Raw genomic sequence first — 22,125 nt, 5'->3', positions numbered from 1 at the left:
ACGACAAGCGCCGGCACCGTGCCGATCATCACCGCCTTGTCGTAGTAATTCATGTGTTCGTTGTAATGCACGAACGCATAGCCCGCGCCGACCACGAGTGCCAGGGCGAACAGCCAGTCGATGACCGACAGGCGCGCGAGGAACGGACGATCGTCGAACAACGGCGCCGGATTCGAGGCCTGGACCGGCCCCGAACGGGAAGCGGAAACTTGAGTGAGATCCATGATGTTACCGGGTGGAATTCTCGGAATTGGAATCGCCGCCGGCAGGCGGACGGGCAGTCGCAGCCGCACCGGCTGGCGCGGCGTCGCGCGGTGTGGCGCGCAAGGCGGCGCCGGCCGCGTCGCGCGTCTGCACGAATTCCTTCTCGAAATCGAAGGTCTTGCGGGCCGTGGACATCGCCATCACCACATCGACGCCCGAACCGGCATCCTTGAGCCAGAACCAGAGGCGCCGCTCGCGCACGTAGAACATCGAGAAGATGCCGGCGACCAACAGCAGGCTGCCAAGATACACCAGATTCTTGCCGGGTGCGCGCGTCAACTGAAATACCGAAGCTTGCACCTGCTTGAAGGAGTCAAGCTGCAAATAGACCGGCGATCCATACAGGAAGCTGTCCGATAGCGCATTGATCGCGTTCTGCACGAAGCGGATCGTATCGGTGCCCTGCTGGGCGGCCGGCTCGCCGGCGCGCTCGCGCGCGATCTGCCAGACCTCCCACATCGAACCCTCGAGCATGCGCAGCAGCAGGCTGGCCGCCTTCTCCTGCTCGGCCTTCGGCACCGAACGGTCGATGAACGTCGCCACCGCCTGGAAGCCGCCGACCGGCTGGCCGTCGGCACCGCGGCCGACGCTGTCGTCGCTCGCCGCAAAGAGGGTCAGCACCTTGAACGCGCTGTCCTGCAGGCGGCCGCGCAGCGACGCTTCGGTCGTCGGCAGCGAACGCTGCGCGAAGCGCGCGGCGGCATCGGCACGCACGGCCGGATCCTCGAGCGCGGCGCGCAGGTGCATCCATTCGGCGATCGAATCCTGGCTGTCGGCCGGGATCCGCATGTAGCGGAACGGATCGTTCGGGCTCGCGCGCACGCCGGCGAGGAACACGCGCGTGCCGCCCATGTCGACCGGCAGCATGTAGTTGTTGAATTCACGCGCCTGGCCGTCCTTGCCGCGAATCTTGTATTGCACCGACGGGCCGATGTTGTGGAGCTGCATCGGCTTCGACGTCTTCGCGCCCGAACCGAGCCGCTCGTCGAACGCTTCCTTCAGCGACTCCGTCTTCGCGACGCCGCGCACGTCCGGCTTGCCGTTCGCGTCGGCCATGTTCTCGACGTTGATCGCGCGGAAGTCGGAGAACTCGATCGTGTCGCCGTCGCTGCCCGGCATCTGCAGCGGCGCCGTACTACCGATCGCGCCCTTCACCGCGAAGGACTTCGCGTTGTCGCCCGTCATCGGGTAGGCCGTCATCTCCATCTGCGAGCCGCCGTCCTGGAAGCTCGACTGATAGATCGACACGCCCTTGTACGTGAACGGCTTGTTGACCTCGACGCGCGCCGGGATCTTCTGGCCCGTCTCGCGATCGATCACGACGATGTCGCTCGCGAACAGCTTCGGCATCCCCGTCGTGTAGTAGTCGACGATGAACTTGTTGAGCTGGATCGAGAACGGCAGGTCCTGGATCAGCGAGCCGCTCGGCTGGTTCAGGATCGCGGTCGACACGAACTGGCCTTCCGGCACCCACGCGTAGCCGCGGAACGTCGGGTTCGACGCGGACAGCCGGTGGTCGGGCGAGATCTCGCTGATCGTCGCGCTCGTGTTGACCGGGCTCTTGCCGAACATCCACATCTGGAATTTGATCGGCAGGTTGCTGTCCAGCAGGCCGCCGATACAGATCACGACGATCGCAACGTGCGCGGAGATGTAGCCCCATTTCGTCAGCGCGCCGCGCTTCGCGGAGATCAGCGTCGCGCCGTCGGTTTCACGCACGACGTGCTTGTAGCCGGCCTTGGTGACGAACGTGGCGAGCGTGGCCGCGACGGTCGCGCGCGTGCCGGACGCCGAGTATTCGGCCTTGTGGTGGAAGGCGCGCAGGCTGCCCTCGCGGACCTTGTCCTTCCAGCTCTTCGCATCGGCGAGCATCTTCGGCGCATTGCGGATCACGCACAGCGAGATCGACGCCACGAGGAAGATCAGGATCAGCATGAACCACCACGCGCTGTACACGTTGTACAGGCCCAGCGAGCGGAAGATGTCCGCCCAGAACGGGCCGAACTGGTTCACGTAGTTCGGATACGGGTCATCCTGGGTCAGGACCGTGCCGACGATGCTCGCGATCGACAGCACCACCAGCAGCGCGATCGCGAAGCGCATCGAGCTCAGCAGCTCGATCGCGCGCCTGGACGCACTTTGACCCGACTTCGACTGCAACCCCGACGTGGTAACGCTCATTCAAACTCCGACTAAGGGGAAACAGCCCCCACGCTCACTATGTTCGCTGCCCCCGAGGGGGCGGTCAGCACGCTTGGGACGGCCCGGCGAGTGCTGACAAAAAAGGGCGAGGCAACCGCAATCACGCGGCGCCCCACCCTTTTCTTGTTCTGACTCCGGCCGCCCTCAGGGCGCCCGGTCATTCCATTCGCGACCGTCCGTTCAACGCAGGCCCGCGATGTAATCCGCGACGGCCTTGATCTCGTTGTCCGACAGACGCGATGCGATCTGATGCATCGCCTCGTTGTTGTTGCGCGCGCCGACACCCTGCTGGAACGCGGTCAACTGGGCAACCGTGTAATCGGCCCACTGCCCCGACAGACGCGGGTACTGGACCGGAATCCCCTGCCCCGTCGGCCCGTGGCAGCTCGCGCAGGCGGGTACACCCTTTTCCGCGATGCCGCCGCGATAGATCTTCTGGCCGACCGGCACGGTCGCCGCATCGCGTGCGGTGCCGAGCTTCGTCGCCTGCGATCCGTAATACGCGGCGACGTTGCGCATGTCGTCCGCGCTCAACGCGCTCGCGAACCCGACCATCACCGGATTGGTCCGCGCCGGCCCCTTCGCGCCCGGCTGGGCCTTGAAGTCGTTCAACTGCTTGACCAGATAGTCGGGATGCTGGCCGGCGAGCTTCGGGAAACTGCCCGACGCACTGTTGCCGTCTGCACCGTGACACGACGCGCAGACTTGCCCGGCAATCGCCTTGCCGCGGTCCAGATCCGGCTTTGCCGCATCCGCCGCGTTTGCCTCCGCTACGAAACCTACGAACCCTGCTGCAACCTGAAGCACCATCAGAGACTTGCACAGTCGATTCATTCGCACACCCTGTTTCGTCTTGTGGGAATTTGAGGTTCTGCAAAAAACGACGTCGACCAGTCTACCGCAGAAGCTGCATAAAAGCGCGAGGCAGGCGCCCGCAGCCCTTCGGCAAAACCGCCGTATTGTACAATATCGCGCTGAAAGCTCCCGCGCCTATCGGGGCTACCCCGCCTCCACCAAGCGGCTCGCGCCGCCCCGTCCCACCGGTTTCCCATGGCCTTTTTGCTCCATCAAGCCCGCTTCTACACGACCGTCAACCATCTGCGCGACCTGCCGCCGACGGTGCAACCGGAAATCGCGTTCGCGGGTCGCTCGAATGCCGGCAAATCGACGGCGATCAACGTGCTGTGCAACCAGAAGCGGCTCGCCTTCGCGTCGAAGACGCCCGGCCGCACGCAGCACATCAACTACTTCTCCGTCGGCCCGGCCGCCGAGCCCGTCGCGAACCTCGTCGACCTGCCCGGCTACGGCTACGCGGAAGTACCGGGGGCCGCGAAGGCCCACTGGGAAATGCTGCTGTCGTCCTACCTCGCGACTCGCTCGCAGCTGTGCGGCCTGATCCTGATGATGGATTCGCGCCGCCCGCTGACCGACCTCGATCGCCGGATGATCGAGTGGTTCGCGCCGACCGGCAAGCCGATCCACACGCTGCTGACGAAGTGCGACAAATTGACGCGGCAGGAAAGCATCAATGCGCTGCGCAACACGCAGAAGGGGCTCGACGCGTATCGCGACCAGGGCGTGAAGGGCAAGCTGACCGTCCAGCTGTTTTCGGCGCTGAAGCGCACCGGGCTCGACGAGGCGCATGAACTGATCGAGAGCTGGGTGCGGCCGTCCGTCGCCGACGAAGAAAGCGAGCCTGTAGCACAATGAGCGGGCAACGCGCGGCCGGGATCGGCTGCGCGCACCTGACGGCACCTGCGGATTCGGCCGGCCCATAAAAAAACCCGCCGTTGAACGGCGGGTCAAACAGCCTAATCGAATAACGACAGGCACCCGCTCAGGGAGGAGAAGCGGGGAGCTGCACGCGACGCGTGCCGCTCGATCGCTATCATATACCAACGATCTCGAAAATGACCTAAGGGTTCCGTAAGGTCCTTCTTGCCCTGATTTCTGCCAAATCGCCATGAGCTTCCATCCGCTTCATCGTCCGCGCCGGATGCGCCGCGACGACTTCTCCCGGCGCCTGATGCGCGAAAACCGCCTGACCACCGACGACCTGATCTATCCGGTGTTCGTCGTCGAAGGCACCAACGAACGCCAGCCCGTCCCGTCGATGCCCGGCGTCGAGCGCGTGTCGGTCGATCTGCTGATGCATGTCGCCGAGCAGTGCGTCGAACTCGGCGTGCCCGTGCTGTCGCTGTTCCCGGCCATCGAGCCGTCGCTGAAGACGCCTGACGGCCGCGAAGCGGCCAATCCGGAAGGCCTGATCCCGCGCGCGGTGCGCGAGCTGAAGAAGCGCTTCCCCGAACTCGGCGTGCTGACCGACGTCGCGCTCGACCCGTACACGAGCCACGGCCAGGACGGCGTGCTCGACGAGAACGGCTACGTGATCAACGACGACACGATCGAGATCCTGGTCGACCAGGCGCGCGCGCAGGCGGAAGCCGGCGTCGACATCGTCGCGCCGTCGGACATGATGGATGGCCGCATCGGCGCGATTCGCGAGATGCTGGAAAGCGACGGCCATATCCACACGCGCATCATGGCTTATTCGGCCAAGTTCGCGTCGGCGTTCTACGGCCCGTTCCGCGATGCGGTCGGCTCGGCGTCCAATCTGGGCAAGGGCAACAAGATGACCTACCAGATGGATCCGGCGAACAGCGACGAAGCGCTGCGCGAAGTGCGCCTCGACATCGACGAAGGCGCCGACATGGTGATGGTCAAGCCCGGCATGCCGTATCTCGACATCGTGCGCCGCGTGAAGGACGAGTTCCGCTTCCCGACCTACGTGTACCAGGTAAGCGGTGAATACGCGATGCTGAAGGCCGCCGCGATGAACGGCTGGCTCGACCACGACAAGGTCGTGCTCGAATCGCTGCTCGCATTCAAGCGCGCAGGCGCCGACGGCGTGCTCACGTACTTCGCGCTAGACGCCGCGCGTCTGCTGAAAGCGCAGCGCTGAGGCACGTGCCGGCAGGCACAAGGAAAAACGGCGGGACACTTCGGTGTCCCGCCGTTTTTTATTTGCCGTCGGTCGGCGCCGACGCACGCCGACGAGCGCGCGTTACACCGTCGGCACCGCTGCGCGATCGAGGCTGCGCAGGAACGTCTCGGCCGCCTGATAACCGACCACGCGGCCGATTTCGTTGCCGTTGCGATCGAAGAAGATGATGCCCGGCGGCCCGAACAGGTTGAAGCGCTTGAGCAGCGCCTGGTCGTCCCGATTGTTCGCGGTGACGTCGGCACGCACCAGGTGAAGCTGCGCGAGCCGCGCCTGCACGCGTGAATCGGTGAACGTCAGATGCTCCATTTCCTTGCAGCTCACGCACCAGTCGGCGTAGAAGTCGAGCATCACGGGCCGGCCCGACGTCTTCAGCAGCGTGTCGAGTTCGCCATTGGAGCGCACCGACGCGAACGCGGGCCCCTGCTCTCCCGCCGCCGCACCGGCCGCCGCCCCATCGCCCGACGCGACCGTGCGCGCCGCGAGGACGGCCAGCGGCTTCACAGGGTCGTTGGAGCCCGCCGCGAGACCGACGAGCAGCGTCGCGGCCCAGATCGCGAGCGCGGCGCCGAGGCCGCGGCCGAGACGACGCCAGATCGACGCGGCGCCGGCATGCGGCGTGAACAGGCCGAGCGCCGCGGCCGCGACGAGCAACCACAACGCGGCGAGCACCATCTTCAGGCCGCCCGCGAGCACCGGCCACACGATCCACAGCGCGGCGGCGAGCAGCACGATGCCGAAGAACACCTTCACGCCGTCCATCCATGCGCCCGCGCGCGGCAGCACCGTGCCGGCACCAATGCCGACGATGAGCAGCGGCACGCCGAGCCCCAGCCCCATCGCGAACAGCGCGGCGCCGCCGAGCAGCGCGTTGCCGGTGTGCGCGATGAACGCGAGCACCGCAAACAGCGGTGCCGTCATGCATGCGCCGACGACCAGCGCCGACAACGCGCCCATTGCGGCAACCGCGACGAAGTGGCCGCCTTGGCGCGCGCTCGAGGCTCCGGCCGTGCCGTTCTGCCAGCGCTCGGGCAGCGCGATGTCCTTGCCCGAAATCAGCGATAACGCGAATGCTGTGAGCAGCACGCCGAACGCGCCGAGCACCCACGGGTTCTGCAGCCACGCGCCAAGGCTCTGGCCGACCAGCGCCGCCGCGATGCCCAGCACCGTATAGACGAGCGCCATGCCGACCACGTACGTCAGCGACAGCGCAAAGCCGCGTGCATGCGTCGCGCGCGTGCCCTGGCCGATGATGATCGCGGACACGATCGGAATCATCGGATACGAGCAGGGCAGGAGGCTCAGCACGACGCCCGCAACGAAATACAGTGCAACGATCGTGAAGAAGCCGTGCCCCTCGAGCAGCGACTGCGCGAAATCCGCGCTCGTGACCTTGTCGAACCAGCTGCCCGAAGCCGCCGCGCCATCGGCCGGCGCGGCCGCCCCCAGCGCCGCGCCGTCGACCTTCACGACGTGCTCGGCGGGCGGATAGCAGATCCCTTCGTCGGCGCACCCCTGCGACGTCACCGCGAGCTCGAACGGCCCCGCAGCCTGCTTCACCGGCACGTGAATCACGACCTCGTCGCGATAGGTCTCGACTTCCTTCTGGAACGTCTGGTCGAACTTCACGTGGCCGGCCGGGAATTGCGGGTCGCCGAGCGTCGCCTGCCCGCCCTTCACCGCGAACGCGAACCGCTCGCGGTACAGGTAATAGCCGTTGGCGACCTTGAAGCGGACGTCCACCTGCCCCGGCGATTCGCTCGCGCTGAACTTGAACGCAACCGACGGATCGAGAAAGTCGTCGGCCGCGCGCGCGACCGACAGGCCGCCCAGCACGAACATGAACGACAACAGGACTGCGAGGAACCGCAGCGCGCGCACGCGCACGGAAAGCGCCATACCGTTAAACATGAAATAGACGTTGAGTTTCGCTGGTCACCCACTGGCCGTACGCGGCCGAGGCCGTCGCCTGCCACGAGACGATTTCCGGCGTCTCGTAGGGATGATGCGCGAGAATAAATCGCTCCAGTTCGAGCGAGCGCACGGGGCTCGTCTTGAACAGCAACTGGATCTCGTCGGCCGTCTCGACCTTGCCCTGCCAGTGATAGCGCGATTTGATCGCACCGAGCTCCGACACGCACGCGGCAAGCCGCGCGTCGAGCGCGCCGTCGGCGAGCGCCGCGGCCGTCGCCGCATCCGGCACCGTCGTCAGCATCAACACCACCACCATACGTGCTCTCCCGGCTGGTTTCGACCGCCTTCCGCCGCCACGAATCGCCATCGAGGGCCCGCGCGGACAGTTCCATATCGTAGCGCAGCCCGCGCGACGCTGCCGGCATCGAACTGCGACAATCGATCGCAGCCGCGGCGCCGCCAGAAACAAAAAGGGCCAAGCAATTGCTCGGCCCCTTTCAGATACTGCTGCGTACCGGAAGCTTATTCAGCTTCTTGCACGTTTTCCGTTTCGTCGACTTCCGGACGATCGAGCAGCTCGACCAGTGCCATCGGTGCGTTGTCGCCGACGCGGAAGCCGAACTTCAGCACGCGCAGGTAGCCGCCCGGACGGTTCGCGAAACGCGGACCGAGCACGTCGAACAGCTTCGCCACCGAGTCACGATCGCGCAGGCGGTTGAACGCCAGGCGACGGTTTGCCAGCGACGGCTTCTTGCCGAGCGTGATCAGCGGCTCGACGACTTTACGGAGTTCCTTCGCCTTCGGCAGCGTCGTCTTGATGACTTCGTGCTCGATCAGCGAGTTGGACATGTTACGGAGCATAGCCAGACGGTGGCTGCTCGTGCGGTTCAGTTTCCGCAGACCATGACGATGGCGCATTTCAGTTTCCTTGATTCAAAGTTTTGATCCAGCTCTTCTATCGCACCGCTGGGGTGCACGGGCCGGTAACGAAAAAAGCAAGATGCGGATTTTAAAGGAAAATCCGCATCTTTGCCAACTACAGCGACAACCGGGCTACAAGCAGGCTTACTTGTCGAGACCAGCCGGCGGCCAGTTTTCGAGCTTCATGCCCAGCGTGAGACCGCGCGAAGCGAGCACTTCCTTGATCTCGTTGAGCGACTTGCGACCGAGGTTCGGCGTCTTCAGCAGCTCGTTTTCCGTGCGCTGGATCAGATCGCCGATGTAGTAGATGTTCTCGGCCTTCAGGCAGTTCGCCGAACGAACCGTCAGCTCGAGATCGTCCACCGGACGCAGCAGGATCGGATCGATCTGCGGTGCGCGCGACGGGGCTTCGGCAGCCGTTTCCGTGCCTTCCAGTGCCGCGAACACGGACAGCTGGTCGACCAGGATGCGGGCCGATTGACGGATCGCCTCTTCCGGGGTGATCACGCCGCTCGTCTCGATGTTCATCACGAGCTTGTCGAGGTCGGTACGCTGCTCGACACGTGCGCTTTCAACGGCATAGCTCACGCGGCGAACCGGCGAGAACGATGCGTCGAGGACGATACGGCCGATGATCTTGGCCGTGTCTTCGCCGTAGCGACGGACGTTGCCGGGCACGTAGCCGCGACCCTTTTCGATCTTGATCTGAACGTCGAGCTTGCCGCCCTTCGACAGGTGTGCGATCACGTGATTCGGGTTGATGACTTCGCAATCGTGAGCCAGCTCGATATCGCCGGCCGTGACGACGCCTTCGCCTTCCTTGCGCAGGGTCACCGTCACTTCGTCACGGTTGTGCAGCTTGAACACCACACCCTTCAGGTTCAGCAGCAGGTTGACGACGTCCTCTTGCACGCCATCAAGCGTCGAATACTCGTGCACCACGCCAGCGATCGTGACTTCGGTCGGCGCGTAGCCAACCATCGACGACAGCAGCACGCGGCGAAGCGCATTGCCCAAGGTGTGGCCGTAACCGCGTTCGAACGGTTCCATGACCACCCTCGCGTGGTTCTCGCCCAGCGATTCCACGGCGATGATCTTGGGTTTCAGCAAACTGGTTTGCATGGGCTTTCCTTTTCAATACCCTCGGCTCGTTACACCGATAAGGCTGACCGGTAACAACCAGAAAATAAACAGCCGAGGCCCCTCCTTGCATAACGCAATCGGGGTACCTCGGCCGTCAATCGGATTAACGCGAATACAATTCGACGATCAGGCTTTCGTTGATGTCGCCTGCGATGTCAGCGCGTTCCGGCATTTGCTTGAACGTGCCTTCGAACTTCTTCGCATCGACTGCAACCCAGCTCGGCATGCCGCCTTGCTCGGCCAGCGACAGCGCTTCGACGATACGCGCCTGCTTCTTCGCCTTTTCGCGGATCGCGACGATGTCACCCGCCTTCACTTGCTGCGACGGCACGTTCGCGACGACGCCGTTCACGGTGATCGACTTGTGGCTCACCAGCTGACGCGCTTCAGCGCGGGTCGAGCCGAAGCCCATGCGATACACGACGTTGTCGAGACGCGACTCGAGCAGTTGCAGCAGGTTTTCACCCGTGTTGCCCTTGCGGCGGTCGGCTTCAGCGAAGTAGCGGCGGAACTGACGCTCCAGGACACCGTAGATGCGCTTGACCTTTTGCTTTTCACGCAGCTGCGTACCATAGTCGGACGTACGTGCGCCCGAGGTACGGCCGTGCTGACCCGGCTTGCTGTCGAGCTTGCACTTGTCGGCGAGCGAGCGGCGCGCGCTCTTCAGGAACAGGTCGGTGCCTTCACGGCGGGACAGCTTGGCCTTAGGGCCGATATAACGTGCCACTTTGCATTCCTTTATCAATCAGTCACGCGGATCGAAATCCGCGCTAGTTCGCGCCCTTTGGGGCGAACGGTGGGCTTAGTCAATCAAAAAAGCAACGCCCGTCGACGCTAGGCGGCGACAGGCAAATGCGCCAGCACGAACGTGCCAGCACATTCTTAGATACGACGGCGCTTCGGCGGACGGCAGCCGTTGTGCGGAATCGGGGTGACATCCGAAATCGCGGTGATCTTGATGCCGAGGCCATGCAGTGCGCGCACTGCCGACTCACGACCCGGGCCCGGGCCCTTGATCCGCACTTCCAGATTCTTCACGCCGTATTCCATCGCCACGCGACCGGCCGACTCAGCAGCAACCTGAGCAGCGAACGGCGTCGACTTGCGCGAGCCCTTGAAGCCCTGGCCGCCCGACGTCGCCCATGCCAGTGCATTGCCCTGGCGATCGGTGATCGTGATGATCGTGTTGTTGAACGACGCGTGAACGTGAACCACGCCTTCAGCGACGTTCTTCTTAACCTTCTTGCGAACGCGTTGCGCCGCGGTGTTCGAAGCCTTAGCCATTACGTTTTCCTGTAACTGTCAGTTCCGCTTACTTCTTCAGCGCTTGCGCTGCACGACGCGGACCCTTGCGGGTACGTGCGTTCGTACGCGTACGCTGACCGCGCATCGGCAGGCCCTTGCGATGACGAACGCCACGGTAGCAACCGAGGTCCATCAGGCGCTTGATGTTCATCGTCACTTCACGGCGCAGATCGCCTTCGACGATGAACTTGCCCACTTCTTCACGCAGCTTTTCGAGGTCTGCGTCGGTCAGGTCCTTGACCTTCTTCGAGAATTCCACGCCAGCTGCCGAGCAGATGCTGCGCGAGCGCGTGCGGCCGATACCGAAGATTGCCGTCAGGCCGATCTCGGTATGCTGGTGATTCGGGATGTTAACCCCTGCGATACGAGCCATTGTTTTTCCTCAAACAAAAAGCGCAAACAAACGCGCGGTCAGCCTTGGCGCTGCTTGTGGCGCGGATCCGAGCTGCAGATCACGCGAACGACGCCTTTGCGCTTGATGATCTTGCAATTGCGGCAAATGCGCTTAACCGATGCCATCACTTTCATGATAATACCCTTTTTTCAAATCACTTCGCCCGGAACACGATCCGCGCACGAGACAGATCGTAAGGCGTCAATTCAACCGTCACCTTGTCGCCCGGCAGGATGCGGATGTAGTGCATCCGCATCTTCCCGGAGATATGCCCCAACACGACATGGCCGTTTTCCAGCTTCACACGGAAGGTCGCATTCGGGAGGTTTTCAATCACCTCACCTTGCATCTGGATTACATCGTCTTTGGCCATAGTCCTAATCAACGCATTGGGATGTTGCCGCCCTTGAAGTTCGCCTTCTTGAGCAGTGACTCATACTGTTGCGACATAACGTACGACTGCACCTGCGCCATGAAGTCCATCGTGACGACGACAATGATCAGCAGCGACGTTCCACCAAAATAAAACGGCACGTTCCAGCGCAGCACCAGGAATTCCGGCAGCAGACACACGAAGACGATGTAGATCGCACCGGCCAGCGTCAGACGCGTGAGGATGCGGTCGATATATCGTGCGGTCTGATCGCCCGGACGAATGCCCGGAACAAACGCGCCGCTCTTCTTCAGGTTGTCCGCGGTTTCCCTGCTGTTGAACACCAGCGCGGTGTAGAAGAAGCAGAAAAACACGATTGCCAGCGTGTACAGCAGCACATAGACCGGCTGGCCCGGCTTCAGCGCCTCCGCGACGTTATGCAACGTGTTGGAGATCCAGCTTCCCGACGGCTGACCCGTGCTGAACCAGCCGAGAATCGTGGCCGGGAACAGGATGATCGACGATGCGAAGATCGGCGGAATCACGCCCGACATGTTCAGCTTCAGCGGCAAGTGGGACGACTGGCCACCGTAGATCTTGTTGCCGACCTGGCGCTTCGCGTAGTTCACGAGGATCTTGCGCTGACCGCGTTCGATGAACACGACCAGGTAAGTCACCGCGGCAATCAGAACGACGATGATGATCGCCGAAATGATGCTCATCGAACCCGTACGCACCAGCTCGAACAGCCCACCGACGGCATTCGGGAACCCTGCTGCGATCCCGCCGAAGATGATGATCGAGATACCGTTGCCCAGACCGCGCTCGGTGATCTGCTCACCCAGCCACATCAGGAACATCGTGCCGGTAACCAGCGTCACGACCGTCGTCAGACGGAACAGCATGCCGGGATCGGTCACGAGGCCCGGCTGGTTTTCCAGCGCAGCCGCGATACCGAACGCCTGGAAGGTCGCGAGCACCACGGTGAAATACCGCGTGTACTGCGTGATCTTCCGTTGCCCTGCCTGCCCTTCCTTCTTCAGCGCCTCGAGCTGCGGCGAGACGATCGCCAGCAACTGCATGATGATCGACGCCGAGATGTACGGCATGATCCCCAGCGCAAAGATCGTGAAGCGGGAAAGCGCGCCACCCGAGAACATGTTGAACATGCCCAGGATGCCGCCCGCCTGGCTCTGGAACAGCTTCGCCAGTTGATCCGGATCGATGCCCGGCACGGGGATGTGCGCGCCGATGCGATAGACGATCAGCGCCAGGAGCAGGAACATCGCTCGCCGACGCAGATCGCCGAATTTCGCCGTGCTTCGACCGGGTTTTGCAAGACTCGGGCTGTTAGCCAAGTACCTTCTCCGATGAATGCAAGTAACGACGCGCTACGCGTGTCACTCGGCGAACGAACCGCCAGCCGCTTCGATCGCAGCGCGCGCACCCTTGGTGGCACCGAGACCCTTCACGACGATCTTGCGCTTCAGTTCGCCCGTCGCGATGATCTTTGCGCTCTTCGTCAGCTCGCCGACCAGGCCGGCTTGCTTCAGTGCGAGCAGATCGATTTCATCGACCGGCAGCTTCTCGAGGTCGCCCAGGCGCACTTCACCGACGAATTCCTTCGTCAGCGACGTGAAGCCGCGCTTCGGCAGACGACGTTGCAGCGGCATCTGACCGCCTTCGAAACCGACTTTGTGGAAGCCGCCCGAACGCGATTTCTGACCCTTGTGACCACGGCCAGCCGTCTTGCCGAGGCCCGAACCGATGCCGCGGCCGACGCGACGCTTGGCGTGCTTGGCACCAGCGGCCGGCTTCAGGTTATTCAATTCCATATCAACTCCTTGATCCGTAGGGCCGCTTACGCGATGACCTTAACGAGGTACGAGACCTTGTTGATCATGCCGCGGACCGCCGGCGTGTCCTGCAGCTCGCTAACCGAGTTGAGTCGGCGCAGGCCCAGGCCACGCACGGTCGCGCGGTGCGATTCGCGGGTCCCGATCAGGCTCTTAACGAGCTGAACCTTGACAGTTTTTTCAGACATGGTGACCACCCGGGCTTAGCCCAAAATATCTTCGACGGACTTGCCGCGCTTCGCCGCGATGTCTGCCGGGGTCGACTGCTTGCGCAGACCGTCCAGCGTGGCGCGAACGAGGTTGTACGGGTTCGTCGAACCGTGGCTCTTCGCCACGACGTTCTGAACGCCCATCACGTCGAACACTGCGCGCATCGGGCCGCCGGCGATCACGCCCGTACCTGCCTTCGCCGGAGCGAGGAGGACAGCGGATGCGCCATGCTTGCCGTGCACTTCGTGCTGCAGCGTGCCGTTCTTGAGCGGCACCTTGAACATGTTGCGGCGAGCTTGTTCCATTGCCTTCTGGACAGCGACCGGCACTTCCTTCGCCTTGCCCTTGCCCATACCGATGCGGCCATCACCGTCGCCAACCACGGTCAGTGCGGCGAAGCCGAGAATACGGCCACCCTTCACGACCTTGGTCACGCGATTGACCGAAATCATCTTTTCACGAAGGCCGTCGTCGCGCTCGTCAGCCTGAACTTTCGCTTGCATCTTTGCCATGACGAATTCCTTCCTTAGAACTTGAGCCCAGCTTCGCGAGCTGCCTCAGCCAGCGCCTTGACGCGGCCATGGTAGCGGAAGCCCGAGCGGTCGAAGGCGACGGATTCGATGCCGGCAGCCTTTGCCTTCTCGGCAATACGCTTGCCGATCAGCGTCGCGGCATTAACGTTGCCGCCCTTGCCCGACTTGTCGGCCAGTTCAGCCCGCACTTCTGCCTCGAGCGTCGACGCGCTGGCGAGCACCTTGGTGCCGCAGGGCGAGAACACTTGAGCGTAGATGTGCGTGTTCGTGCGATGCACGGCGAGACGCGCGACCTGCAGCTCAGCGATCTTGATACGCGTCTGGCGAGCGCGGCGCAGGCGAGATTGAGTCTTATCCATGATTGCGCACCCTTACTTCTTCTTCGTTTCTTTGAGGATCACAACCTCGTCGGAATAGCGCACGCCCTTGCCCTTGTAGGGCTCCGGCGGACGGTAACCGCGGACTTCCGCAGCCACTTGACCGACTTGTTGCTTGTTGATCCCCTTGATCACGATTTCGGTTTGCGTCGGGGTTTCAGCCTTGACGCCTTCCGGCATCTGGTGCACCACCGGGTGCGAGAAACCCAGCGACAGGTTCAGCTTGTCGCCTTGCGCTTGCGCACGATAACCGACGCCAACCAGCGTCAGCTTGCGCTCGAAACCCTTGGTCACGCCGTGCACGGCATTCGCGATGATCGCGCGCATCGTGCCCGACAGTGCGTTTGCTTCGCGGCTTTCGTCGACCGGCGACAGATTCAGCGTGCCGTCGTTGTTCGCCACGTTCACGAGCGGATTGATCGCTTGCGTGATGGTGCCCAGCGGGCCCTTGACGGTGATTGCACCGTCGGCCAGCTTGACTTCCGCGCCTTGCAGCGCGATCGGGCTCTTACCTACTCGAGACATGTTTCTCTCTCCTCGGCTTTAAGCAACGTAGCAGATGACTTCGCCGCCGACGCCGGTAGCGCGCGCCTTGCGGTCGGTCATCACGCCCTTCGGCGTCGACACGATTGCCACACCCAGGCCGTTCATGACCTGCGGAATGTCGTTACGGCCGCGGTACACGCGCAGACCAGGCTTCGACACGCGCTCGAGGCGTTCGATAACCGGGCGACCTGCGTAGTACTTCAGCGCGATATTCAGTTCGGACTTCGCACCTTCCGCCTTGACGGCGAAATCGTCGATATAACCTTCGTCCTTCAGGACTTGCGCGATTGCAACCTTGACCTTCGACGAGGGCATCGCAACCGATACCTTCTCGACCATCTGCGCGTTGCGGATGCGAGTCAGCATATCGGCGATAGGATCACTCATGCTCATTTACGTTTCTCCTATTACCAGCTCGCCTTGGTCAGGCCAGGAATCTCGCCACGGAATGCGATTTCACGAATCTTGTTACGCGCGAGGCCGAATTTACGGAACGTGCCACGCGGACGGCCCGTGATCGCGCAGCGGTTACGCTGGCGGGTCGGGTTTGCGTTGCGGGGCAGTTGCTGCAGCTCAAGGCGTGCTTCGTAGCGCTCTTCTTCCGACTTGCTTTGGTCTTCGACGATCGCCTTCAGCGCTTCGCGCTTTGCTGCGAACTTCGCGACCAGGCGGGCGCGCTTCTTTTCACGTTCGATCAGTGCCAGTTTAGCCACGGTAACCTCAGTTTCTGAACGGGAACTTGAAGCTGGCGAGCAGAGCCTTTGCTTCGTCGTCGGTCTTCGCAGTCGTCGTGATGCTGATGTTCAGCCCACGCAGTGCGTCGATCTTGTCGTAGTCGATTTCGGGGAAAATGATCTGCTCTTTCACACCGATGTTGTAGTTGCCGCGGCCATCGAAGGCACGACCCGACACGCCGCGGAAGTCGCGCACGCGGGGCAGGGCAACGGTCACGAAACGGTCGAGGAATTCGTACATCGCCTGGCCACGCAGCGTCACCATCGCGCCGATCGGGTAGCCCTGGCGGATCTTGAAGCCTGCGATTGCCTTGCGTGCCTTCGTGACGACCGGCTTCTGACCGGCGATCTTCGTGAGGTCGCCGACGGCGTTCTCGATGATCTTCTTGTCAGCGATCGCTTCGCCAAGACCCATGTTCAGCGTGATCTTGGTGATGCGCGGCACTTCCATGACCGACTTGTAACCGAACTTCTCGATCAGGCCGGGCACAACCTTTTCTTTGTAAAACTCTTGAAAACGAGCCATTTTTTACTCCGCTGCGTCAGGCGCTCAGTACGGCACCGGTCGTCTTCAGGAAGCGAACCTTCTTGCCTTCCTCGACCTTGATGCCAACACGCGACGCCTTGCCATTCGCGTCGACCAGTGCGACGTTCGAAATATGCAGGGGCATCGTCTTCGCTTCCACGCCGCCCGTCGTACCCTTCATCGGGTTCGGCTTCACATGCTTCTTGACGAGGTTGATACCTTCAACCGTCACATGTTCCGCACCGACAGCCAGCACGACGCCGCGCTTGCCCTTGTCTTTGCCAGTGACGACGATGACTTCGTCACCTTTGCGAATCTTGTTCATCGCGACTCCTTACAGCACTTCCGGCGCCAGCGAAACGATCTTCATGAATCGTTCGCTACGCAGCTCACGCGTCACCGGCCCGAAGATACGGGTGCCGATCGGCTCAAGCTTGTTATTCAAAAGCACAGCGGCGTTGCCGTCGAACTTGATCAGCGAGCCGTCTTGACGGCGAACACCCTTGGCGGTGCGGACCACCACGGCGTTGTAGATTTCGCCTTTCTTCACGCGCCCGCGCGGCGTTGCCTCTTTGACGGTCACCTTGATGATGTCGCCAATGCCGGCATAACGACGCTTCGAGCCGCCGAGCACCTTGATGCACATGACTTCACGCGCACCCGTGTTGTCGGCTACTTCGAGCCGAGATTCGGTCTGGATCATGGTTTGTCTTTCCCAACTTAATCCGGATGCACCACCATGATGCATTCGGTCAGTCTTGGTCCCGTCAGCCAATCGGCTGCTTGGGTTGGAACAGCAGCGACGGCAAACGAAACCCGCCATCGCAATTCGGTGAATCTTTCGGACAGGCTGGCGCCAGTCCGCTTCCCCCACCAACTTCGCCCGCGACGGGGCTCCCATAAAGAGGGAAGACCAGGATTATAACAAATAATCCTGGTCACGCAAGCAAAAACTTTGCGATTTCAAGCACTTCGAGGAGAAGTGCCTGTTACTGCCTACTGCGCTGCCCGCTTAGATGACGCGAGCTGCTTCGACGAGGCGCGACACCGTCCAGGCCTTCGTCTTCGAAACAGGACGGGTTTCCTGGATTTCGACGAGATCGCCTTCGTTGCAGGTGTTCGCTTCATCATGCGCGTGGTACTTCTTCGAGCGCACGACATACTTGCCGTAGATCGGGTGCTTGACGCGGTGCTCGATCAGCACGGTGACGGTCTTGTCCATCTTGTTGCTGACGACCCGACCGACCAGCGTCCGCTTCAGCGAGGTTTTCACGCTATCGTTCATTTCTGGTTCGCCTTCTGAGTCATGACGGTCCGCACACGTGCGATGTCGCGACGAACCTTCTTCAGCTGGCTCGTGTTCGTGAGCTGCTGGGTCGCGAGTTGCATGCGCAGGCCGAATTGCGCCTTCAGCAGGTCCGCCAGCTCCTTGTTGAGCGCGGCCTGGTCTTTCTGGAGAAGTTCGGAAGCCTTCATGTTTTCTCCTTAGGCGCCGAGCTGGCGCACGATGAATGCCGTCTTCAGCGGCAGCTTGGCTGCAGCCAGACGGAACGCTTCGCGTGCCAGTTCTTCGGTTACGCCGTCCATTTCATAGAGCATCTTGCCCGGCTGGATCTCGGCGACGTAGTACTCCGGGTTACCCTTACCGTTACCCATACGCACTTCTGCCGGCTTTTGCGAAATCGGCTTGTCCGGGAAGATCCGGATCCAGATGCGGCCGCCACGCTTGATGTGACGCGTCATTGCACGACGCGCCGCTTCAATTTGACGTGCGGTCAAACGACCGCGACCGATCGCCTTCAGGCCGAATTCACCGAACGACACTGCGTTGCCGCGCGTCGCCTTGCCGGTGTTGCGACCCTTCTGCTCCTTACGATACTTCCTGCGTTTCGGTTGCAGCATCGTTATTCTCCAGTCTTGCCGTCTTCGGGCTTGCCGGCGCCACGGCGCGGTGCGCCACGACGAGCACCCGGAGCGCCGCCTTCGCCGTCACGGCGCGGACGACGGTCGCCCGGACGCGCATTGCGACGCGGACGCTTGTCTTCGGCTACTTCTTCGACCACCGGCGCGTCATTGCGGCCGAGCGTGTCGCCCTTGTACACCCACACCTTGACGCCGATGATCCCGTAGGTCGTCTTCGCTTCCGAGGTCGCGTAGTCGATGTCGGCGCGCAGCGTGTGAAGGGGCACGCGACCTTCGCGATACCACTCCGTACGAGCGATTTCGATACCGTTCAGACGGCCTGCGCTCATGATCTTGATGCCCTGGGCACCCAGACGCATCGCGTTCTGCATCGCACGCTTCATCGCGCGACGGAACATGATCCGGCGCTCGAGCTGTTGCGTGATCGAGTCAGCGATCAGTTGCGCATCGGTTTCCGGCTTGCGGATCTCTTCGATGTTGACGTGAACCGGCACGCCCATGCGGCGTTGCAGTTCCGTCTTCAGCTGTTCGATATCCTCGCCCTTCTTGCCGATGACGACGCCCGGACGCGAGCTGTAAATCGTGATGCGCGCGTTCTTCGCCGGACGCTCGATGACGACCCGACCGACCGAAGCGTTCTTCAGCTTCTTCTTCAGGTATTCACGAACGCCGATGTCTTCCTGCAGCATCGCCGCGAAATTGTTGTTGTTCGCGTACCAACGCGAAGCCCAATTGCGGCTGACAGCCAGGCGGAAGCCAGTCGGATGAATTTTCTGTCCCATCGTATGGCTCCTTAATTCCCGACCGTCACAGTGATGTGACAGGATTGCTTCTCGATGCGGTTACCGCGGCCCTTGGCGCGCGCGGTGAAACGCTTGAGCGATGCAGCCTTGTCGACGTAGATGCTCTTGATCTTGAGCTCGTCGATATCAGCGCCTTCGTTGTGCTCCGCATTCGCGATTGCCGACAGCACAACCTTCTTCACGATGCCAGCCGCCTTCTTCGGCGAGAACGTCAGAACGTTCAGCGCCTTGTCGACCGGCAAACCGCGGATCTGGTCAGCCACAAGGCGCGTTTTTTGCGCCGAGATGCGGGCACCGCGATGAATTGCTTTCACTTCCATCTTGATTGCCCCTTATTTCTTGGCCTTCTTGTCGGCCGCGTGACCCTTGAACGTACGGGTCAGTGCGAACTCGCCAAGCTTGTGGCCGACCATGTTTTCCGAGATGTACACCGGAACGTGTTGACGGCCGTTGTGAACAGCGATCGTCAGGCCGATGAAATCCGGCAGAATCGTCGAGCGACGCGACCAGGTCTTGATCGGCTTTTTGTCGCGCGAAGCTGCAGCCGCCTCAACTTTCTTCAGCAAATGGGCGTCGCAGAACGGACCTTTTTTAACAGAACGTGCCATTGCCTACTCCTTAACGCTTGTGACGGCGCTGGACGATCATCGTCGTCGTGCGCTTGTTGCTGCGGGTGCGGTAACCCTTAGCCGGCGTACCCCACGGGCTCACCGGGTCGCGACCTGCAGCCGTCTTGCCCTCACCACCACCGTGCGGGTGATCAACCGGGTTCATCGCAACGCCACGCACCGTCGGGCGGATACCGCGCCAGCGGTTCGCGCCAGCCTTGCCGATTTGGCGCAGGCTATGCTCTTCGTTGCCGACTTCACCGATCGTTGCACGGCACTCGATGTGCACGCGGCGGATTTCGCCCGAACGCAGACGAACCTGCGCGTAGACGCCTTCACGTGCCAGCAGCATGGCCGACGTGCCAGCCGAACGCGCCATTTGCGCGCCCTTGCCCGGCAGCATCTCGATGCAGTGGATCGTCGTACCGACCGGAATGTTGCGGATCGGCAGCGTGTTGCCTGCACGGATCGGCGCTTCCGAACCCGACATCAGCTGTTGGCCGACGGTCAGGCCCTTCGGGGCGATGATGTAGCGACGCTCGCCGTCTGCGTAGAGCACCAGCGCGATGTTCGCGCTACGGTTCGGGTCGTACTCGAGACGCTCGACCTTTGCCGGGATGCCATCCTTCGTGCGACGGAAATCGACGATACGATAGTGTTGCTTGTGACCACCACCCTTGTGACGCGTGGTGATACGGCCGTTGTTGTTACGGCCGGCGGTCGAGCTCTGCGAGTCGAGCAGTGCCGCGAACGGCTTGCCCTGGTGCAGGTTCTTGTTGACCACCTTGACCATCGCGCGGCGACCCGGCGAAGTCGGTTTAACTTTCACGATTGCCATGATTACTTGGCCTCCGCTTCAAAGTTGATTTCCTGGCCGGGCTTCAGGCAAACGTACGCCTTCTTCACGTCCTTACGGCGGCCCATCGAACGGCCGAAGCGCTTTTGCTTGCCCTTCTGAACCAGCACGTTGACCGAATCAACTTCAACCTTGAACAGCAGCTCGACAGCCGCCTTCACTTCCTGCTTCGTGGCATCCGGTGCGACTTCGAACACGACTTGCTCGTTCTTGTCGGCAACCAGCGTCGCCTTTTCCGAGATCACCGGTGCGAGCAGGACCTGCATCAAACGATGATCGTTCTTGCGAATCTCGCTCATGACAGCAACTCCTCGATCTGGGCGACCGCAGCCTTCGTGACCAGCACTTTCTTGAAGTAGATCAGCGACAGCGGGTCAGCGTAGCGCGGCTCGACAATCGCCACGTGCGGCAGGTTGCGCGAAGCCAGGTACAGGTTCTCGTCGACCGTGTCCGTGATGATCAGAACGGAGTCGAGACCCATGGTCTTGAATTTGTCAGCCAGCAGCTTGGTCTTCGGCGCTTCGAGGATGATGTCCTCGACGACCGACAGACGGCCTTCACGGGCCAGCTGCGAGAAGATCGAGCAGAGACCTGCGCGATGCATCTTCTTGTTGACCTTGTGCGAGAAGTTCTCTTCCGGCGAGTTCGGGAAGATGCGACCACCGCCACGCCACAACGGGCTCGACGACATACCGGCACGAGCGCGGCCCGTACCCTTCTGACGCCACGGCTTCTTGGTGGTGTGCTTGACTTGCTCACGGTCCTTCTGTGCGCGGTTACCCTGGCGAGCATTCGCCTGGTACGCGACGACGACCTGGTGGATCAGCGCTTCGTTGTAGTCACGACCGAACACGACGTCCGACGCGTTGACCACTGCACCTTCCTGACCATTTTCGTTCAGGAGCTTGAGTTCCATTATTTCGCCCCCTTGGTCTTGACGGCCGGCGTCACGAAAACCTTGCCGCCCTTCGCGCCCGGAATCGCACCCTTGACGAGCAGCAGCTTGCGCTCTGCGTCGATACGCGCAATTTCGAGGTTCTGCACCGTCACCGTAACGTCACCGAGGTGACCCGTCATGCGCTTACCCGGGAAAACACGACCCGGATCCTGCGCCATACCGATCGAGCCCGGCACGTTGTGCGAGCGCGAGTTACCGTGCGTGGCACGGCCGGAGGAGAAGTTGTAACGCTTGATCGTACCGGCGTAGCCCTTACCGATCGACACGCCTTGCACGTCGACCTTCTGGCCTACTTCGAAAAGATCAGCACCGACCACGGCGCCATTCGACAGCTCAGCTGCCTTGGCCGCGTCAATGCGGAATTCCTTGAGGATTTCACCGGCTTCGACACCGGCTTTGGCGAGATGACCTGCCAGCGGCTTCGTCACGCGCGATGCGCGGCGGGAGCCGAATGCAACCTGCACGGCCGTGTAGCCGTCGGTTTCAACAGTCTTGATCTGCGTCACGCGGTTGTCCGACACGTCCAGCACGGTGACGGGAATCGAATCCCCTTCAGCCGTGAAGATACGGGTCATGCCAACCTTGCGACCTACGAGTCCAAGGCTCATCATTTTCTCCATTCCCGACTGCGATTGGTCGGGGCTGATTTACAAAATGCCGGGCACGCAAGGCCCAACT

At 62.0% G+C, this 22,125-nt stretch carries 34 protein-coding genes and 1 pseudogene; 2 read left to right on the top strand and 33 right to left on the bottom strand.

The features are described 5' to 3' along the window. From U5771_RS31095 to U5771_RS31085, 3 genes and pseudogenes are all read right to left on the bottom strand, one after another. Positions 1-224: pseudogene (locus U5771_RS31095) on the bottom strand (c-type cytochrome biogenesis protein CcsB); the annotation flags it as partial. A 4-nt stretch (positions 225-228) separates the two neighbouring features. Then, entirely contained in the window at positions 229-2,445 is a 2,217-nt protein-coding gene (locus U5771_RS31090) for a cytochrome c biogenesis protein ResB (protein WP_322027473.1), read from the bottom strand. Positions 2,446-2,646: 201 nt separating this feature from the next. Then, positions 2,647-3,300, bottom strand: a complete 654-nt coding sequence (locus tag U5771_RS31085) for a c-type cytochrome (protein WP_322027474.1) — start codon at positions 3,298-3,300, stop codon at positions 2,647-2,649. A 216-nt stretch (positions 3,301-3,516) separates the two neighbouring features. Here U5771_RS31085 and yihA point away from each other — a divergent pair, with 216 nt between their 5' ends. Continuing rightward, on the top strand, positions 3,517-4,176 hold the full coding sequence (gene yihA / locus U5771_RS31080; protein WP_322027472.1) for a ribosome biogenesis GTP-binding protein YihA/YsxC: 660 nt from the start codon (positions 3,517-3,519) through the stop codon (positions 4,174-4,176). 253 nt (positions 4,177-4,429) lie between these two features. After that, entirely contained in the window at positions 4,430-5,428 is a 999-nt protein-coding gene (gene hemB, locus U5771_RS31075; protein WP_014898350.1) for a porphobilinogen synthase, read from the top strand. Between the two features lie 102 nt (positions 5,429-5,530). On the opposite strand, the gene dsbD is transcribed toward hemB, so the two are convergent. From dsbD to rplC, 30 genes are all read right to left on the bottom strand, one after another. Further along, entirely contained in the window at positions 5,531-7,378 is a 1,848-nt protein-coding gene (gene dsbD / locus U5771_RS31070; protein WP_322027471.1) for a protein-disulfide reductase DsbD, read from the bottom strand. Beyond that, positions 7,371-7,697: a divalent-cation tolerance protein CutA gene (gene cutA, locus U5771_RS31065; RefSeq protein WP_057924809.1), complete on the bottom strand. Its 327-nt coding sequence runs from the start codon at positions 7,695-7,697 to the stop codon at positions 7,371-7,373. Before cutA ends, dsbD begins: the two co-directional genes overlap by 8 nt. Before the next feature lie 206 nt (positions 7,698-7,903). Then, positions 7,904-8,299 (bottom strand): 50S ribosomal protein L17, encoded by a 396-nt coding sequence (gene rplQ, locus U5771_RS31060; RefSeq protein ID WP_006477175.1) that lies wholly within the window; start codon positions 8,297-8,299, stop codon positions 7,904-7,906. Positions 8,300-8,446: 147 nt separating this feature from the next. After that, entirely contained in the window at positions 8,447-9,424 is a 978-nt protein-coding gene (locus U5771_RS31055) for a DNA-directed RNA polymerase subunit alpha (protein ID WP_006477176.1), read from the bottom strand. A gap of 124 nt (positions 9,425-9,548) precedes the next feature. Next, the gene (gene rpsD / locus U5771_RS31050; RefSeq protein WP_006752934.1) at positions 9,549-10,172 is read right to left on the bottom strand and encodes a 30S ribosomal protein S4; all 624 of its coding nucleotides are present in this window, start codon (positions 10,170-10,172) and stop codon (positions 9,549-9,551) included. Between the two features lie 155 nt (positions 10,173-10,327). Further along, a complete protein-coding gene (rpsK, locus tag U5771_RS31045; protein WP_004197937.1) occupies positions 10,328-10,729 on the bottom strand; it encodes a 30S ribosomal protein S11 in 402 nt (133 codons plus the stop codon). A gap of 28 nt (positions 10,730-10,757) precedes the next feature. After that, a complete protein-coding gene (gene rpsM / locus U5771_RS31040) occupies positions 10,758-11,123 on the bottom strand; it encodes a 30S ribosomal protein S13 (protein WP_006752933.1) in 366 nt (121 codons plus the stop codon). 38 nt (positions 11,124-11,161) lie between these two features. Beyond that, positions 11,162-11,278: a 50S ribosomal protein L36 gene (rpmJ, locus tag U5771_RS31035; protein ID WP_004199844.1), complete on the bottom strand. Its 117-nt coding sequence runs from the start codon at positions 11,276-11,278 to the stop codon at positions 11,162-11,164. 20 nt (positions 11,279-11,298) lie between these two features. Beyond that, entirely contained in the window at positions 11,299-11,517 is a 219-nt protein-coding gene (infA, locus tag U5771_RS31030) for a translation initiation factor IF-1 (protein WP_004521905.1), read from the bottom strand. A gap of 8 nt (positions 11,518-11,525) precedes the next feature. Further along, entirely contained in the window at positions 11,526-12,875 is a 1,350-nt protein-coding gene (secY, locus tag U5771_RS31025; RefSeq protein ID WP_322027470.1) for a preprotein translocase subunit SecY, read from the bottom strand. 42 nt (positions 12,876-12,917) lie between these two features. Beyond that, on the bottom strand, positions 12,918-13,352 hold the full coding sequence (rplO, locus tag U5771_RS31020; RefSeq protein WP_006482880.1) for a 50S ribosomal protein L15: 435 nt from the start codon (positions 13,350-13,352) through the stop codon (positions 12,918-12,920). Between the two features lie 26 nt (positions 13,353-13,378). Next, entirely contained in the window at positions 13,379-13,561 is a 183-nt protein-coding gene (gene rpmD / locus U5771_RS31015; protein ID WP_006400644.1) for a 50S ribosomal protein L30, read from the bottom strand. A 15-nt stretch (positions 13,562-13,576) separates the two neighbouring features. Next, positions 13,577-14,095 carry a 30S ribosomal protein S5 gene (rpsE, locus tag U5771_RS31010; protein WP_006752931.1) on the bottom strand — a complete coding sequence of 173 codons (519 nt, stop codon included), beginning with the start codon at positions 14,093-14,095 and terminating at the stop codon, positions 13,577-13,579. Positions 14,096-14,109: 14 nt separating this feature from the next. Beyond that, positions 14,110-14,475, bottom strand: coding sequence for a 50S ribosomal protein L18 (gene rplR, locus U5771_RS31005; RefSeq protein WP_006477183.1), 366 nt, complete (start codon positions 14,473-14,475; stop codon positions 14,110-14,112). A gap of 12 nt (positions 14,476-14,487) precedes the next feature. After that, a complete protein-coding gene (rplF, locus tag U5771_RS31000) occupies positions 14,488-15,018 on the bottom strand; it encodes a 50S ribosomal protein L6 (protein ID WP_006758786.1) in 531 nt (176 codons plus the stop codon). Between the two features lie 18 nt (positions 15,019-15,036). Next, complete coding sequence (rpsH, locus tag U5771_RS30995) at positions 15,037-15,432, bottom strand: 30S ribosomal protein S8 (protein ID WP_006477185.1); 396 nt, start codon at positions 15,430-15,432, stop codon at positions 15,037-15,039. 14 nt (positions 15,433-15,446) lie between these two features. Then, positions 15,447-15,752 carry a 30S ribosomal protein S14 gene (gene rpsN / locus U5771_RS30990; protein WP_006482884.1) on the bottom strand — a complete coding sequence of 102 codons (306 nt, stop codon included), beginning with the start codon at positions 15,750-15,752 and terminating at the stop codon, positions 15,447-15,449. A gap of 7 nt (positions 15,753-15,759) precedes the next feature. After that, positions 15,760-16,299: a 50S ribosomal protein L5 gene (gene rplE / locus U5771_RS30985; RefSeq protein WP_006477186.1), complete on the bottom strand. Its 540-nt coding sequence runs from the start codon at positions 16,297-16,299 to the stop codon at positions 15,760-15,762. Positions 16,300-16,315: 16 nt separating this feature from the next. Further along, the gene (gene rplX / locus U5771_RS30980) at positions 16,316-16,624 is read right to left on the bottom strand and encodes a 50S ribosomal protein L24 (RefSeq protein WP_006477187.1); all 309 of its coding nucleotides are present in this window, start codon (positions 16,622-16,624) and stop codon (positions 16,316-16,318) included. Positions 16,625-16,633: 9 nt separating this feature from the next. Next, positions 16,634-17,002 carry a 50S ribosomal protein L14 gene (gene rplN / locus U5771_RS30975; RefSeq protein WP_006752929.1) on the bottom strand — a complete coding sequence of 123 codons (369 nt, stop codon included), beginning with the start codon at positions 17,000-17,002 and terminating at the stop codon, positions 16,634-16,636. 309 nt (positions 17,003-17,311) lie between these two features. Further along, positions 17,312-17,584: a 30S ribosomal protein S17 gene (gene rpsQ, locus U5771_RS30970; protein ID WP_006752928.1), complete on the bottom strand. Its 273-nt coding sequence runs from the start codon at positions 17,582-17,584 to the stop codon at positions 17,312-17,314. After that, entirely contained in the window at positions 17,581-17,775 is a 195-nt protein-coding gene (rpmC, locus tag U5771_RS30965) for a 50S ribosomal protein L29 (RefSeq protein WP_006400652.1), read from the bottom strand. The genes rpsQ and rpmC overlap by 4 nt, the downstream gene beginning before the upstream one ends. Positions 17,776-17,784: 9 nt before the next feature. Next, on the bottom strand, positions 17,785-18,201 hold the full coding sequence (rplP, locus tag U5771_RS30960; RefSeq protein ID WP_006482873.1) for a 50S ribosomal protein L16: 417 nt from the start codon (positions 18,199-18,201) through the stop codon (positions 17,785-17,787). A gap of 2 nt (positions 18,202-18,203) precedes the next feature. Beyond that, entirely contained in the window at positions 18,204-19,004 is an 801-nt protein-coding gene (gene rpsC / locus U5771_RS30955; RefSeq protein WP_006482899.1) for a 30S ribosomal protein S3, read from the bottom strand. Between the two features lie 11 nt (positions 19,005-19,015). Then, positions 19,016-19,345 (bottom strand): 50S ribosomal protein L22, encoded by a 330-nt coding sequence (gene rplV / locus U5771_RS30950; RefSeq protein WP_004199272.1) that lies wholly within the window; start codon positions 19,343-19,345, stop codon positions 19,016-19,018. 12 nt (positions 19,346-19,357) lie between these two features. Beyond that, positions 19,358-19,633: a 30S ribosomal protein S19 gene (rpsS, locus tag U5771_RS30945; RefSeq protein ID WP_004199273.1), complete on the bottom strand. Its 276-nt coding sequence runs from the start codon at positions 19,631-19,633 to the stop codon at positions 19,358-19,360. Positions 19,634-19,643: 10 nt separating this feature from the next. Beyond that, positions 19,644-20,471, bottom strand: a complete 828-nt coding sequence (rplB, locus tag U5771_RS30940; protein WP_006482900.1) for a 50S ribosomal protein L2 — start codon at positions 20,469-20,471, stop codon at positions 19,644-19,646. 2 nt (positions 20,472-20,473) lie between these two features. Next, a complete protein-coding gene (rplW, locus tag U5771_RS30935) occupies positions 20,474-20,788 on the bottom strand; it encodes a 50S ribosomal protein L23 (RefSeq protein WP_004199275.1) in 315 nt (104 codons plus the stop codon). Then, positions 20,785-21,405: a 50S ribosomal protein L4 gene (rplD, locus tag U5771_RS30930; protein WP_006477192.1), complete on the bottom strand. Its 621-nt coding sequence runs from the start codon at positions 21,403-21,405 to the stop codon at positions 20,785-20,787. Before rplD ends, rplW begins: the two co-directional genes overlap by 4 nt. Continuing rightward, positions 21,405-22,055 (bottom strand): 50S ribosomal protein L3, encoded by a 651-nt coding sequence (gene rplC / locus U5771_RS30925; protein WP_006752926.1) that lies wholly within the window; start codon positions 22,053-22,055, stop codon positions 21,405-21,407. The genes rplD and rplC overlap by 1 nt, the downstream gene beginning before the upstream one ends. Positions 22,056-22,125: the final 70 nt, after the last annotated feature.

This window comes from Burkholderia sp. BCC1977, from assembly GCF_905339595.1.
Lineage (GTDB): Bacteria > Pseudomonadota > Gammaproteobacteria > Burkholderiales > Burkholderiaceae > Burkholderia.
The sequence above is the reverse complement of the archived record's forward strand: the minus strand, read 5'-3'. Positions and strand labels throughout refer to the sequence as shown.